Genomic DNA, 14,633 nt, shown 5'->3' with positions numbered 1-14,633 from the left:
GCCCCGCGAACCCGCGACGAGATCGTGTGGCACTACCGCGCCGGGCGCGACGAAGGCGACGGACAGTTCGCGGCGGAAGTGACCAGTCGCTATCGGCTGCACTGCGACGAGACCACCTTCTACCTGCGTGCCGAGCAGTTGGCGTACGAGGGCGAGACGCCGGTCAGCGAAAAATCGTGGGAGCGAGAGATTCCACGTACGGCGATCTGATCCCGGCATTGGCGTGTTATGCTCCGGAGCCGTGATCCCCTGGCTCCGGATGCTTGCATGCCCCCGCATGACCCTCTCCCGCCGCTCTCCTGCCTCCGCGCTTTCGAGGCGGCCGCACGCCATGGGAGTTTCACCCAGGCCGGCAGGGAGCTGCATCTGACCCAGAGCGCCGTGAGCCGCCAGATCAAGCGCCTGGAAAACGATCTCGGCCGGCCGCTGTTCGAACGCCACCACGACGGACTGCGCCTGGCACCCGCCGGCGAGCACTACTTCGGGGTCGTGCAACGGCTGCTGCGAGATCTACGCGACGAGACGGCACGCCTGCGGCGGCGCGGCGGCGAGCGCCAGCTCACCCTGGCCTCGAGCCCGACCATCGCCTCGATCTGGCTGGCGCGCCGGCTGCCCGACTTTCAGCGCGCCCACCCCGATATCGAGATTCGCATTCTGACCGTCGAGGACCCGCACCGTCTCGATCTGGCGGAGTTCGATCTCGGTATCTACTACCATGTCCCACGTGAAGTCGACCCGCCCGGCCTGGAAGCCGAGGCCATCTTCGACCATGAGGAGGTCGCCGCGGTCTGTAGCCCCGTCTATCTGGAACGTCACGGAAGCATTCGCGATCCCGCGGAACTGCTCGATCGCCATACGCTGATGGTGGTCGAGGATCACTATCACGACTGGTTGACCTGGGAGCTCTGGTTTCAGGCGCTCGGCATCGAGTGGCATCCTCCCACCCATACGCTGCGGGCCAACAGTTTCCAGCTGTTGATGAACGCGACGCTCGCCGGACAGGGCATCACCCTGGGCTGGATGCGTCTGCTGGGGGCAGAACTCGAGCAGGGCAACCTGGTGCAGGCGCTTCCGCTGACGCTCCCCAGCCGTGGCCGACTGTCGCTGTTGACCCCGCAGCATCGTCATTTCACCGAACCGATGCGGGCATTTCGGGAGTGGGTGCTGGAGTAGGAATCCGCACCGCCGATCGGGCGGTCCTGTGCGTCGACACGATGCGCCCGGAGCGCCGGATTCCCGGAAGATAGACGAACGAAAGCCGGCAGCGATCACGTTGCCGGCTTTGTCATGGTCGAATCGACCTGCTCTCAGGCGCGATGCTCGCTGCCGGTCCCATGAAGAGGATCGGACTGGGTCACTCGATCCCGCGCCTCGGGAGGAGCCTTGTCGCTACTGCAGAGACGCAGAGCGACGAAAAGCCCAAAGGCGACAAAACCGATGACGATAAGGCTCAGACTGAACAGACTCATTGCGCACCCCCGCGTATCCGCCATCGACCGAGCCAGAACTTGCCATGCTGATCTCGATACCCTGATGGCCACCTGGCGCCTTTACCGGCACCGTTATTCTCGATCGGGCGACTCTTCCCGCGACTGGTCGACTGCTGACGGAGCCGACTCGTGACGCCCGTTCCTGAAACCGAGGGTCATCCATCCGACCCAATCACTGCCTTTTTCGGCGACAGTGCCAGCGACTTTAATTAACACTGAATGCCACAAAATTTACACTTGGATTCAAATAAAGGCAATCACTACTTTATGTTTACCTGATAATACAAATTATGGATGAAAGGCATCCCATCGGCCATTAGCGATTGGTGGCCCAGACCAAAGGCTAGGCCAGTGGATTCGGCTGGCTCTGGACAGGTGCGAGTAGTCATCTCACCCGAACGGGATACCGGACGACTCTCGGGGGCGAATGGCCAGGCTCGGCAAGCGAGGACGACTCGAAGCGCAGCACGATGTCTCCCGGGTGGCGCCCCAGGAACTGCCAAACCGCCGTACTGTCGTTCTCGACCTGCTGGCGCACCCGGCCGGTCGCGACGCGCATTGGAGAGCCCAATGGTTCGAGCGCATCCTCCGGCGACGTCACCAGACGCCAGTCGAAGCGCCCGCTGGCATCGGCAGCCAGGCTGACCGTCAGCGTCTGCCCCACCTGGATCGCCACCGGCAATCCGCTATCGGCCTCGGTCACGCTGAGATCTCCTCTGACGGGAGCCGCGCTTCGTCGGAGGCCGGCCGCCTCCGGTCGCCCCACCTCATCCCGCGCCATCAGCGTATCCCGATCCACCTGCTCCAGCAGGAAGGCGTGTTGCGTCGGATCGTCCGGTTCGAACCGATAGACTGGCTGGTCGCGTGGACTGGCACCATTCTGCATGATCGACCAGCGTCCATGATGGCTGGCCTCCACCACCGGCCGGCGATCGGCGGGATCGCGCTGATAACGTTGATTGAGTTGATAGCCGGCGGGCGTGCCGGTCCGTCTCTCGCGGTAGAGCACCAGTTCGCTGTCCGCCCGACCGCCGCCGCACGCCGGGCAGGCCAGCCGACCCTCGTAGGCCTCGCTGTAGAAGGGGGCGACATCGAGCCGCGACGAAATGACGTCCTGGCGCCTGTCCAGGCCCTCGGGCCGCGTGCAGCCGATCAAGGCAAGGCCGAGCAGCACGGCCGCCGCCAGGCCACGCCGCCCGAGAGGGATCCGCATCTCGTCGATCATCCCGCCTCCCGCCGATTATGGGGTCATCGTGCCACCATCACTATAGAAGCTGCCCTGGCCCCCTGCCCGAAATACAAAACGGCTCACCTGGCAGACCGCCCGGGGCCGATCCCGGCCCCTCCCTGGACAGGCCCGGATTCATTGCGGATCGGGGGTACCCGGGGCCGTCACCGGCTCCCGGGATCCGGTGCCGCCAGCGGCTACCGTCGACTGCTCCATCACCACGCTCATTCTCGGCATGGCCAGGTCGAGGCCCTGCTCGTCGAAACGCTGCTTCAGGCGCAGATTGAAGGCTCGAGCCACGTCCCACTGCATGATCGGCGCGGTGCGCATTCGGACCCTCAAGATGGCGGCTCCGGCATCGAAGCTCTCGATACCCTGCACCTCCAACGCCGACCAGATGTGGTGGCGCATCATCGGGTCGCTGCGCAACTCGTCCGCGATCTCGCGCACGATCTCGATCGCCTCGTCGATTTTCAGATGATGAGCGATACGGATTCTCAACAGCGCGATGCCGAACTCCCGGGAGTAGTTCTGAATGCCCTGGATCTGGCTGAAAGGAATGATGTGCACGATGCCATCCAGATCGCGCAGCTTGACGGTTCGGATACTCAACGCCTCGACCGTCCCCATGTGCGTTCCCAGGTTGACGAAATCGTCGATCGCCAGCGAGTCCTCGATCAGGATGAACAGGCCGGTGATGAGATCCTGGACCAGCGTCTGCGCGCCGAAACCGACCGCCAGACCGATGACCCCGGCACCGGCCAGCAATGGCGTGACGTTGACCCCCAGATTGGCCAGCGCGATGATCACCGCGATCACGGCGATGGTCACGAACACGGTATTGCGCAGCAGCGGCGTAATGGTCTGGGCGCGCGCGCTGGCGTTGACCCTCCTGCCATGGCGACGGCTGCTGCGCAGCAGCGCGTGCTTGATCGCGGTATCCGCCAGAATCCATACCAGCCACGCCAGCAGAAACGTCACGCCCAATCCGAGCACGCCCTTGGCGATCTGCTGGCCGATGCCGGCGGAGGCACCCACCGCCCATAGCGATGAGCCCCAGACCCGCATCGCCAGCTCGGCGAAGATCATCCAGCTCGCCAGATGGGCCAGGGTGAAGCCGAAGCGTGCCAGGCGCGCCATGTATTCGGAGGAGGGGTTCTCACGGACGTTCATGCCTCGCCGGTGAATCAGGCCGGTGACCACCAGGGTCGCGATCATGAGTCCGGCCGTCACTACCGCGCGGAAAAACGCACTGCGCGAATCCTCGGCCGACATGATCATCGCGATCAGCGACACCGCCACCATGACCAGAATGGGGATGTGCCAGATTTGGCTGAAGACCCGGATCAGTTCGGTGGTTGCGCGACGCTCCTGACGCTGGGAATAGGGGCGATTGCGCATCAGATGCCGTATGGGGCGTCGAAATACCAGAACGAAGATGCCCAGCAGCGATGCCGCACACACGTTGGCGATCAGTGACAGGAAAGTCGTGACCCCCTCGCCGAGAGGCTCGACCAGCGCCTCGGCATTGGCTGCATCGCCCAATGCGACCAGCGCCCCCAGCGCAAACAGCCACCGGGCCCCGCGTCGACGCAGGATGCGTAGCGCGGTGTGACGATGCCCGCTACCGAACAGCGAAAAGACGATTTCACAGACCGACGAGAAGACCGCACCGCAAAGCGTGGCGTACGCCGCGACCATGGCCAGCGCAATACCGACCGTGCCGGTCTCGACCTGGTGCACGGTCATCAGCGCGACGACGAAGCCGATCGCCAGGGGCACCACGCGCCGGATGATATGGCGAACGAGCGTCCAGGTCGTCGGCTCCGCCGGTAGATGCCACGGCAGCCCCAACTGACGGACGCCCCAGCGCCACAGCGTTGCGACGAGCAGCGTCACACCGACCCAGAGTGCCGTGACCCAGACCAGCTCGAAAAGGATCCTTGGCCACTGCCGGTGATTGCCGACCAGCGTCGAGATATCCTCTCCGGCCTGATCGGCTCGTGTCGACCAGTAGCGGATCGGGTTGTCGAGTCCATCGGTTTCAAGAGACGAGAACGACTGCGCGAGGGCACCGAGCAGCCCTCCCGCCCCACTCTCCTGTTTGGCGTCCGCTGCGGTGGCATCACGCAGTTGCTTGAGATGCTCCAGCAGGGACTGGCGCTGATCGCTGTTTTCGAGCGTCGCGATGATCTGATCGAGCGATGCACTCAGTTCCTGTGGAGAGGGCGCGGTTGCCGACTGGGTTCCGCTGCCCTGGCTGCCGCCCATCAGCGATGTCAGCGACTGCGCCGATGCCGGCAGGCTGACCAGTAACGCCAGGACCAGCCCCAAGATCCATCCCCGCTTTCTCAATCCCGTCACGTTGACTCCCTTACGCGTCACTATCAAGCCGTCGATGGCTTGCCGCCAGACATCATGCTATCCAGGCGACGCCAGAACAACGCTTCAACTCTTTGGTCCAAAGGTCGAAGCTGCTCTATCTTCAACGGAGGCGCCGCCCCGACCGGAGTGCCGGCGGCGGTGCCTGGCCAGGATCTGCCGGCAAGCGTCGGTTCCGCGGCCGTTCCTCACACTCCGCTCGGGACTGACACTCCGCTGGGAACTTACCTTCCGCCCGGAATTCATACGAGACATCACGCAAGGAGAGAGAGATGCGCCTTTCAGGCAAAGTCGCACTGGTGACCGGCAGCACCCAGGGCATTGGTCGTGCCATTGCCGAGCGTCTCGCCCAGGCCGGCGCCGATGTCGTCGTCAGTGGTAGCCGCCCCTCGGAGCGCGCGGAGGAGACCGCAAGGCGGGTTCGCGCCCATGGCCGGCGGGCAGCGATCGTCACCGGAGACATCGGGGATGTCGATACCAATCGCCGCTTGATCGCGGAGAGCGTCGATGCCTTGGGCCAACTGGACATTCTGGTCAACAACGCGGGACTGGAGATTGATTCTCCGTTCCTCGACGTCGACGAGGCCGACTACGACAACGTCATGCGCACCAATCTCAAGGGTGTCTGCTTCACCACGCAGGCTTTCGTTCGCTATCTTCGTGACGAAGGCCGCGGCGGACGCGTGATCAACATGAGCTCGGTCCACGAGGAGCTCCCCTTCCCGGGCTTCACCAGCTACTGCATGAGCAAGGGCGGCATGCGCATGCTGACCCGGAACCTGGCCGTCGAACTGGCACCGCTGGGCATTACCGTCAACAGCGTGGCGCCCGGTGCCATCAAGACACCGATGAACTCGGCGCTGGACGAGGATCCGGAAAAACTGCGCCACCTGCTCGGCAACATCCCGCTCAACCGTCTGGGCAGGCCCGAGGACGTGGCGGGCGTGGTCGAATTCCTGGCATCCGAAGATGCCGCCTACATGACCGGTGCATCGCTACCGGTAGACGGTGGGCTGCTGTGGCAGTATGAAGAATAACCAGGGGGCCATGTCGTCTCCGGTACGCTCCACGTCACACAGGGAAAACGACATGCTCGACAGCTTTCAGACGCCTTCCGGGAGTACCGACTCGATCGACGAGGCGGCGGTTACCCCCCACGACCGCTTCGGCGAGCTGTTCGAGGCGGTCGCGCTCGCGCATATCTTCGAGGATTCCAAGACCTTCGCCGACTGCATCCCGAGACAACCGCCCGAAGAGATCGTGGAAGCCTACGAGCAGCAGCGACGACAGGTGGGTTTCGATCTTGCCGTCTTCGTGTCCGATCACTTCTACAGCGACATGATCCCGGGCCGGGGCTACGAAGCCCGTCCCGAGCACGACCTGGTCGAACATATCGACAACCTGTGGCCGGTGCTGACCCGCAACTCGCGCCAGCATCCGCGCTGGTCCTCGCTGCTCGCCCTGTGCCACGACTACGTGGTGCCGGGGGGGCGGTTTCGCGAGTACTACTACTGGGACTCGTATTTCACCATGCTGGGGCTCGCCGCCAGCGGTGAGAACCACCTGATGTGCGCGGTCACCGACAACTGCGCCGATCTGATCATGCGCTACGGCCATATGCCCAACGGCAACCGCACCTACTATCTCAGCCGGTCCCAGTTGCCGCTGTTCTCGATGATGGTCGAGCTGACCGAGCGGCAGGGACTGCGCCAGGCCGTCGACTACCTGCCCCAACTGGAGCGGGAATACGCTTTCTGGATGGATGGCGAGAACACGCTGAAACCCGGCGAGAGCCATCGGCGCTGCGTGCGTCTCGACGAAGATAGCCGGCTGAATCGGCACTGGGACGATCGCGCCACGCCCCGCGAGGAGTCTTTCAGGGAAGATCTCGAAATCGCCGCCCGCTCTGCCCGTCCTGCGGAGGCGCTGTTCCGGAACCTGCGCGCGGGCGCGGAGAGCGGATGGGATTTCAGTGGGCGATGGCTCGACGACGTGACGGATCTCAGCACGATTCGCACCACCTGTTTTGTCACCCCGGAACTCAACTCGCTACTTTTTCATCTCGAACAGACACTCTGTCGTCTCCATGCCGCCACCGGCGACGACGCCAGGGCGGGAGATTTCCGACGCCGCTCGCTGCGTCGGCAAGCGGCGATGGACCGATATCTCTGGAGCGATTCCCGGGGAGCCTATTACGACTACGATTTCGTTCGCGGCCAGAGCAGCGTCCATCTGACGGCCGGCTGTGTCGTTCCGCTGTTCGTTGGCGCAGCTTCCGACGCCCAGGCGGAACGTGTCGCCAATATCATCGCCAATCGGCTCATGACACCGGGCGGCCTCGCCACCACGGAGATCACCGATAGCCAGCAGCAGTGGGACCATCCCAATGGCTGGGCACCGCTGCAGTGGATGGCGATCGAGGGGCTACGGCGCTACGGTTTCACCGAGCTCGCCGACACCATCGCCGATCGCTGGCTGGCCCTGGTCGAGGAGCTCTACAGCCGTGAAAACAAGCTGGTGGAAAAGTACGTGCTCTACCCTGGCGCGGACTTCGCCACCGGTGGCGAATACCCCCTGCAGGACGGTTTCGGCTGGACCAACGGCGTCACCCGGGCACTACTCGCCCAGCGCGCCGGGCATCAGTAGCACCACCCCCAACGGCGGCAGGGTCAGCACCAGCGACTGACACTCGCCGTGGGCGGCGACCGCCTCGCTCTGCAAACCGCCGCCATTGCCCGCGTTGCTCCCGCCGTAACATGCCGCATCGGAGTTGAAGCGCTCCTGCCAGTTGCCGGCGGACGGCACCCCGATGCGGTAGCCGCCGAGCCGTTGCGGCGTCATGTTCGCCACCGCCAGCGCCTGGCGGCCGTGGCGATCCCGGCGCCACCAGGCGAAGACGCTGTTGTGGCTGTCGTCACCGATGACCCATTGGAAGCCGTCCGCCTCGCAATCCAGCGCGTGAAGCGCCGGATGCGACCGGTAGAGCGCGTTGAGATCGCCCACCAGGCGCCGGATGCCGGCGTTGGGCGCTTCCTGCAGCAGCCACCAGTCGAGTTCGCGGTCATGGCTCCACTCCCGCCCCTGAGCGAATTCGCAGCCCATAAACAGCAGTTTCTTGCCGGGATGCAGCCACATGAAGCTCAGGTAGGCTCTCAGGTTGGCGAATCGCTGCCAGTCATCGCCGGGCATCTTGTCCAGCAGCGACCCCTTGCCGTGCACCACCTCGTCATGGGAAATCGGCAGCATGAAGCGTTCGTTGAAGGCGTAGATCAGGCCGAACGTCAATTGATCGTGATGATAGCGACGATAGAGTGGATCGTGACTCATGTAGCTCAGGCTGTCGTGCATCCACCCCATGTTCCACTTGTAGCTGAACCCCAGGCCCTGCTGCTCCACCGGTGCGGTGACGCCTGGCCACGCCGTCGACTCCTCGGCGATGACGATCGCGCCCGGTACCTCGTCGTGGACCACCTGGTTGAGATGCTGGAGGAATGCCACCGCTTCCAGGTTCTCCTGCCCGCCGAGATGATTGGGAATCCACTCCCCTTCGCGGCGGGAGTAGTTGCGATAGATCATCGAGGCGACCGCATCGACCCGCAGGCCATCGATGTGGAAGTCGCGCAACCAGTGCAGCGCCGAGGCCAGCATGAAGCCGTGAACCTCGCGCCGCCCCAGATTGTAGATATAGGTATTCCAGTCCTGGTGGTAGCCCTCGAAGGGATGGGCATATTCGTACAGTGCGGTCCCATCGAAACGCGCCAGACCGTGAGGATCGGAGGGAAAATGGCCGGGGACCCAGTCGAGACTCACGCCGATACCCGCCATGTGGCAGGCATCGATGAACGCCGCGAACTCCTGGGGCGAACCGAAGCGTCCACTGGGCGCGAACAGCGACAGCGGCTGATAACCCCATGAACCGCCAAAGGGATACTCCATGATCGGCATCAGCTCGATATGGGTGAAGCCCATCTCGAGCACGTAGGGAATCAACGCCTCGGTGAGATCCCGCCAGCCATAGATCGTGCCCTCGTCGCCGCCATGCTTGCGCCAGGAGCCGGCATGCAGCTCGTAGATCGAAATTGGCGCCGTCGGCGCGTGCCGGCCGGGTCTTTCGTCCATCCAGGTCTGGTCGTGCCAGGCAAACGGCGTCGAGTCGGCCACCACCGACGCCGTCAGGGGCGGCGGCTCGGTGGAGAGCGCGACCGGATCGGCCTTGAGCAGGCGCTCGCCATTGATGTCGATCAAGGCGTACTTGTAGCGCTCGCCGACCCCGATTCCGGGGATGAATATCTCCCACACCCCGGAGGGATAGCGGCAGCGCATGCCGTGACGGCGCGAGTCCCAGCCATTGAAATCGCCGACCACCGCCACCCGCTGTGCGTTGGGCGCCCATACCGCGAAACGCACGCCCCCGACGTCCTCCACCGTCATCACGCGTGCCCCGAGGCATTCACCGAGGCGCCGATGGTTCCCCTCCCCGATCAGGTAGAGGTCGGTCTCCCCCAGCAACAGGGGAAAGGCGTAGGGGTCGGCAACGATCTGCTCACCCTCCGGCCAGCGGATATGCAGTCGGTAGGCGCACGGACTTGCCATCTCACCGACGAAAAATCCATCGATGGCACCGAGCACGCACTCCCCCAGTAAGCGGTCACTGTCGCGCGCCACCAGCGATACCGCCTGCGCGCCCGGCAGGTAGGCGCTGACTTCCAGCCTGCCGTCGGCGCGCACGTGGGGTCCCAGCACGGCGAACGGATTGGCGTGCGTCGCCTGCGCGAGCGACTCCAGATCCGCCACGCCCAGGCGGGAAGCCGTGACCCGGGGCATGCCGGTCGGCCAGGCATCCGAGCGATCCGCGCCGCTCTCCCCGGATTCACTGCGAGAACGAGTTCGCGTCATGAGCCACCTGCCAGCCGCCGGAAGTCGGGATATCGATCAATCATGTGACGCCTCCTCTTCGATCAGCTCGAACAGCGAGAGGCTGCGCGACCTGACCCGATAGCCGCTCTCCATGGGGCAGCGCACGTCTCCGGCTGCCGGATCGAAGGTTTCGACGCGCCTCAGCCACTCGCTCCCCCCCGGCACGTCCGGCAACACGAAGTCGACATCCCCATCGGAGGCGTTGAGAGCCAGGAACACCGTGACGTCCGAGCCGAAGCGGCAAATGCCGGTGGGCTGGGCATGACCGTTGAGCACCACGCCAATCGCCTTGGCCTCCTCGTCGTGCCAGTGCTCCACCTCCATCTCCTCCGCGGCCGGCGTGAGCCAGGTGACATCCTTGATGCCGAGGTTCTCGTTCAGCTCACCGGTCATGAAACGCCCGCGTTCGAGAATCGGATACTGTCGCCGCAGCCGAATCAGCTGGCGGGTAAAGGCCAGCAGGCCGCGCCCCTCGTCGGAGAGGTTCCAGTCGACCCAGCCGATGTCCCCGTCCTGGCAGTAGGCGTTGTTGTTACCGCCCTGCGTGCGAGCGAACTCGTCCCCCGCCAGCAGCATCGGCGTGCCCTGGGAAAGCATCAACGTCGCCAGCAGGTTGCGCATCTGACGCATGCGCAGCGCACGGATCCCGGGATCTTCGGTGTCGCCCTCGACGCCGTGGTTCCAGGAGACGTTGTCGTCGTGCCCGTCCTGGTTGTCTTCGCCATTGGCCGCGTTGTGCTTGGCGTTGTAGCTCACCAGGTCGCGCAGCGTGAAGCCGTCGTGAGCGGTGATGAAATTGATCGACGAGAACGCCTTGCGGCCGCGATGGTTGAACAGGTCGGCCGACGCGGTCAGACGATTGGCGAAGGCGGGCAGGCGGCCCTCGTCTCCCCGCCAGAACGCCCGCATGTCGTCGCGGAAGCGATCGTTCCACTCCGCCCAGCCGGGCGGAAACTTGCCGACCTGGTAACCGCCGGGGCCGCAGTCCCAGGGTTCGGCGATCAGCTTGCACTGCGACAGCAGCGGGTCCTGGCGACAGGAATCGAGGAAGCCGCCACCCTCGTCGAAGCCATCGGCCTCGCGCCCCAGGATCGTGGCCAGGTCGAAGCGGAAGCCATCGACACGCATCTCGTCGGCCCAGTAACGCAGCGAGTCCGTCACCATCTGCAGGACCCGGGGGTGGGAAAGGTTCAGTGTATTGCCGGTGCCGGTGTCATTGATGTAGAACCGCGGCTTGTCCGGCATCAGCCGATAATAGGAGGCGTTGTCGATGCCCTTGAACGACAGCGTCGGCCCCATCTCGTTGCCTTCCGCCGTGTGGTTGTAGACCACGTCGAGCAGCACCTCGATGCCGGCGGCGTGGTAGCGCGCCACCATCTGCTTGAATTCACTGACCGACTCGGTCGACATGTAGTTCGGGTGCGGCGCGAAGAACGCCAGGGTGTTGTAACCCCAGTAGTTGTGCAGCCCCTTCTCCTGCAGGTGCCGATCGTCGGCGAAGGCGTGGATCGGCATCAGCTCTAGGGAGGAGATGCCCAGATCGACGAGGTAATCGATCACTTCCGGCACGGCGAGCCCCGAGAATGTGCCGCGCAGCGCTTCCGGTACCGACGGATGACGCATGGTGTAGCCGCGCACATGGGTCTCGTAGATGACGGTATCGCTCCACGGCACCCGAATTTCGGTGGAACGCCCCCAGGTGAACGCCGGGTCGATGACGCGGCAACGGGGCATGAACGGTGCACTGTCCCGCTCGTCGAAGCTGAGATCGCCATCCTCGTGACCGATGGTGTAACCGTAGAGGGCGTCGTCCCAGATCAGCTTACCGACCAGTTGCTTGGCGTAGGGATCGATCAGCAGCTTGTGATGATTGAAGCGATGGCCAGCCTCCGGATCGTAGGGGCCATGCACTCGATAGCCATAGAGCTGGCCGGGACGGGCATCCGGCAGGTAACCGTGCCAGATCTCGTCGGTATACTCCGGCAGCACCACCCGCTCCAGCTCTTCCTGTCCGTTTTCGTCGAAGAGGCAGAGTTCGACTCGGGTCGCGTTGGCGGAGAACAGCGAGAAGTTGACCCCGAGCCCATCCCACGTCGCCCCCAGAGGGTAGGGAAGCCCCTCCCGAATCCGCGACTGCAGCAATCCCGCTTCCTGAACGACGCATCCCATCGTTTCATCCCGTCCCCAACGCATATCGGTCATCGACTACCCTCCGGGCGAGCCAGGTCCATCCTGTCGCCCTGTGATGCCCAGTGTGGGCCGGTCACTCGCTCTTGCCGTCGTTCGTGCCGCGAGGTTTGCGCGGCTTGGTCGCCGGCTTCTTGTCGGCGCCCCCGGAAACCTTCGTCGTGCCGCGCTTGCGCGCCGGCGAAGTGCCCTCGCCGCTGCTCGCCGCCTTGCGCCGAGCCGGAGAGCCGGTTCGAGGCTGCGGGGAACTGACATCGACGCCCGTATCCTGCTCCTTGCGCGCTTCGGTCTCGGGATCGTCCAGCGGCAGGCGCGGCTCGTCGATACCGATTTCGTCGGGCTCCGCGGTCGGCTCCTCGCCCTCCAGCGGGGAGGGTTCGTCGGACACCGCGCGCCACTCCTGCTCCTCCTCGCGGGCGTTCTCGGCCTCGACGATGCGTTCGGCCATTTCCCAATGGCGAGCTTCCTGGCCGTCGGGTCGCCCTTCCGACTCCCATATGCGGTAAGCCAGCATTCGTATGCGTTGTTCACGACCGGTCATCATGATGCGCTCCTTCCTGTACTCGTGGCTTGACGGGGCATCCCTGCCCCACCGGTTTCGTTCGGCACCGACAAGGCCGGTGCTTCACGCTCAAGATAGCGGGTTCAAGGTGCCCACACCCAAACCCCGCAGGGAAAATCCGACAAATGTCGATGTAGCGGTAGCGTGCCGTCGGCCGCCACCGGCGTCGGCGTCAGCCAGCCCTGCCCGACGCCGTTCACTCCCAACGCCTCGAGGGGCAGTGCCGTGTCCGACCACTGGAGCCGCCCCTCGAAGGTATCGTCCATCAGCGCCGCAGAGAGCCGGGTGACGACCACCAGCAACGTCACGCCCTGCGCTCTACGTGCAAAGGCAATGACGCGATCGGCATTCGGCCCACTCGCCTGCAGAGGCAGGTAGTCCCCGTCATCGAAAAGTCGCGGATGGTCACGCCGCAAATTCAACAAGCGCTGAATCACGACCTGCTTGACGGCACCGTCCCGCCAGTGGCGCCAGGCCGCCACCGGCGTTTCGAGGTGGTCCAGGGCCTCCCGGCGCGTCGCCATGTCGACCGGACGGCGATTGTCGGGATCGACCAGCGAGAGGTCCCAGAACTCGGTACCCTGGTAGAGATCCGGGATGCCCGGCGAACAGAGCCTGAGTACCGCCTGCGCCAGGCCATTGACCGCTCCGGGCATGTCGAGCATCGCCGCGGCCGATGCCAGCTCGTGAGTCAGCGCATCGCCGGTCAAGGCGCGGCGTATGGCGTCCTCGCCCGCCTGTTCGTACGTCTCGTCGGGCGCCAGCCAGTGGCTCGCGAGCTTGGCCTCACGCATCGCCTTGCGCTGCCAAGCGACGAGCCGATCGGCGTACTCGCGCAACGCCTCCCGATCGCGGGAAGCGGACTCTTCGTTCCGCGTTGGCCCTGGCGCCAACGCCAGTGGCCAGGCCGCCAGCAGCACCTGGAGCATCATCAGTCGATCGCCGCCGCCGGGGGCCGAATGACTGTCGTGGAGACGCGAATCCCGGGCCCAGTCACGCATCTTCGGCGCCAGCACGTCGACCCGTTCGCTCTGGGCCGCCAGACGCGCCCGGACGTCCTCGCCACGTTTGTGATCGTGTGTCGCGGTCGTCAGCATGGCCTGGGGAAAGGTCTCCAGACGCTGCCGGTTCGCCTGGTGGAAGCGCTGGACCGGGTAGGCGAAATGGGCGCCCTCGCAACCGACGTCGTTGCGCGACAGCAGGACGGCCGAGCGATAGCCGGCGGTGTCCTCCACGGACTTCGCCGCGAGTGGCGATGTCAGCTGTTGAAAGCGCGTCATCGCACTCAAGCGCAGCCCGCGCTCAGGCTCCTCGAACGCCTCGGGCGCCTCGCCGCCGAACCAGTCATCCAGCAACGGCAGCCAGGACGCATCGGCGGCGGACAGGCGCGATCGCGCGGCCTGCATGGCACGAGCGAACGCATCGGCATCCATCTCGGGACGACCGTGTCGATCGGCATAGCTGCGGTAGACCGGATACCCGATCGCCAGTGCGCCCACCACGCGCCGGATCGCGGGCAGGCTGAATTCGCGGGTGGCGGGGCTGGCGTCGGCCAGGGCCCGCGTCGCCAGGACGCAACGCTCGAACTCGGCAGTCAGCGGCCCGTACAGCATCTCCTGGCGTGCGGCCTCGACCTCGGCGGTGAAATCCGCGCTGCGTTCGCTGATCTCCTGCCACAGCCGAGCCAACGGCTCTTGCCCTGCCGGGTCGTGCTGGATGCCCGAGACCAGATCGAGAAATTCATAGCCGGTGGTGCCATCCACGCCCCAGTCGGTGTGGAGGCGTTCGTCATCGCCCAGGATCTTCTCGACGTAGATCGGCAGCCGCGGGCTCACGACGGACGCCCGCTCCTGCCGCCCGCAGATCG

The 14,633-nt window shown here is 64.9% G+C and carries 9 protein-coding genes and 1 pseudogene; 4 read left to right on the top strand and 6 right to left on the bottom strand.

Going from position 1 to position 14,633, the window contains the following annotated elements:
- Positions 1–210 (top strand): annotated as a pseudogene (locus AC3AYF_RS10120) (CocE/NonD family hydrolase); the annotation flags it as partial.
- 57 nt (positions 211–267) lie between these two features.
- Complete coding sequence (locus tag AC3AYF_RS10115; protein WP_295039060.1) at positions 268–1,173, top strand: LysR substrate-binding domain-containing protein; 906 nt, start codon at positions 268–270, stop codon at positions 1,171–1,173.
- 702 nt (positions 1,174–1,875) lie between these two features.
- Here the strand turns inward: AC3AYF_RS10115 and AC3AYF_RS10110 are convergent.
- Positions 1,876–2,715, bottom strand: a complete 840-nt coding sequence (locus tag AC3AYF_RS10110; RefSeq protein WP_295039062.1) for a hypothetical protein — start codon at positions 2,713–2,715, stop codon at positions 1,876–1,878.
- 138 nt (positions 2,716–2,853) lie between these two features.
- Positions 2,854–5,082 (bottom strand): mechanosensitive ion channel domain-containing protein, encoded by a 2,229-nt coding sequence (locus AC3AYF_RS10105; protein WP_295039064.1) that lies wholly within the window; start codon positions 5,080–5,082, stop codon positions 2,854–2,856.
- A gap of 290 nt (positions 5,083–5,372) precedes the next feature.
- On the opposite strand from AC3AYF_RS10105, the gene AC3AYF_RS10100 reads away from it, so the two are divergent.
- Together AC3AYF_RS10100 and treF are read left to right on the top strand one after the other, a co-directional pair.
- Positions 5,373–6,137, top strand: coding sequence for an SDR family NAD(P)-dependent oxidoreductase (locus AC3AYF_RS10100; protein ID WP_295039066.1), 765 nt, complete (start codon positions 5,373–5,375; stop codon positions 6,135–6,137).
- A gap of 52 nt (positions 6,138–6,189) precedes the next feature.
- Complete coding sequence (treF, locus tag AC3AYF_RS10095) at positions 6,190–7,746, top strand: alpha,alpha-trehalase TreF (RefSeq protein WP_295039068.1); 1,557 nt, start codon at positions 6,190–6,192, stop codon at positions 7,744–7,746.
- Here the strand turns inward: treF and glgB are convergent.
- The 4 genes from glgB to AC3AYF_RS10075 all read right to left on the bottom strand — a co-directional run.
- Complete coding sequence (gene glgB / locus AC3AYF_RS10090) at positions 7,717–9,996, bottom strand: 1,4-alpha-glucan branching protein GlgB (protein ID WP_487779697.1); 2,280 nt, start codon at positions 9,994–9,996, stop codon at positions 7,717–7,719. The genes treF and glgB overlap by 30 nt on opposite strands.
- A gap of 36 nt (positions 9,997–10,032) precedes the next feature.
- Entirely contained in the window at positions 10,033–12,219 is a 2,187-nt protein-coding gene (glgX, locus tag AC3AYF_RS10085) for a glycogen debranching protein GlgX (protein WP_295039069.1), read from the bottom strand.
- Between the two features lie 61 nt (positions 12,220–12,280).
- A complete protein-coding gene (locus tag AC3AYF_RS10080; RefSeq protein WP_295039070.1) occupies positions 12,281–12,748 on the bottom strand; it encodes a DUF2934 domain-containing protein in 468 nt (155 codons plus the stop codon).
- Positions 12,749–12,849: 101 nt separating this feature from the next.
- A partial coding sequence (locus AC3AYF_RS10075) for a malto-oligosyltrehalose synthase (protein WP_487779696.1) occupies positions 12,850–14,633 on the bottom strand: 1,784 nt, incomplete at its 5' end.

The organism is Salinicola sp. (assembly GCF_982684285.1).
Note: the sequence above shows the minus strand (reverse complement) of the source record. Positions and strands in the feature narration are given on the sequence as shown.

Coding starts and splice junctions, on each gene's coding strand:
- glgX (WP_295039069.1), bottom strand. CDS start 12,219: ATGACCGATATGCGTTGGGGACGGGATGAAACGATGGGATGCGTCGTT.
- treF (WP_295039068.1), top strand. CDS start 6,190: ATGCTCGACAGCTTTCAGACGCCTTCCGGGAGTACCGACTCGATCGAC.
- AC3AYF_RS10110 (WP_295039062.1), bottom strand. CDS start 2,715: ATGATCGACGAGATGCGGATCCCTCTCGGGCGGCGTGGCCTGGCGGCG.
- AC3AYF_RS10080 (WP_295039070.1), bottom strand. CDS start 12,748: ATGATGACCGGTCGTGAACAACGCATACGAATGCTGGCTTACCGCATA.
- AC3AYF_RS10100 (WP_295039066.1), top strand. CDS start 5,373: ATGCGCCTTTCAGGCAAAGTCGCACTGGTGACCGGCAGCACCCAGGGC.
- AC3AYF_RS10115 (WP_295039060.1), top strand. CDS start 268: ATGCCCCCGCATGACCCTCTCCCGCCGCTCTCCTGCCTCCGCGCTTTC.
- glgB (WP_487779697.1), bottom strand. CDS start 9,996: ATGACGCGAACTCGTTCTCGCAGTGAATCCGGGGAGAGCGGCGCGGAT.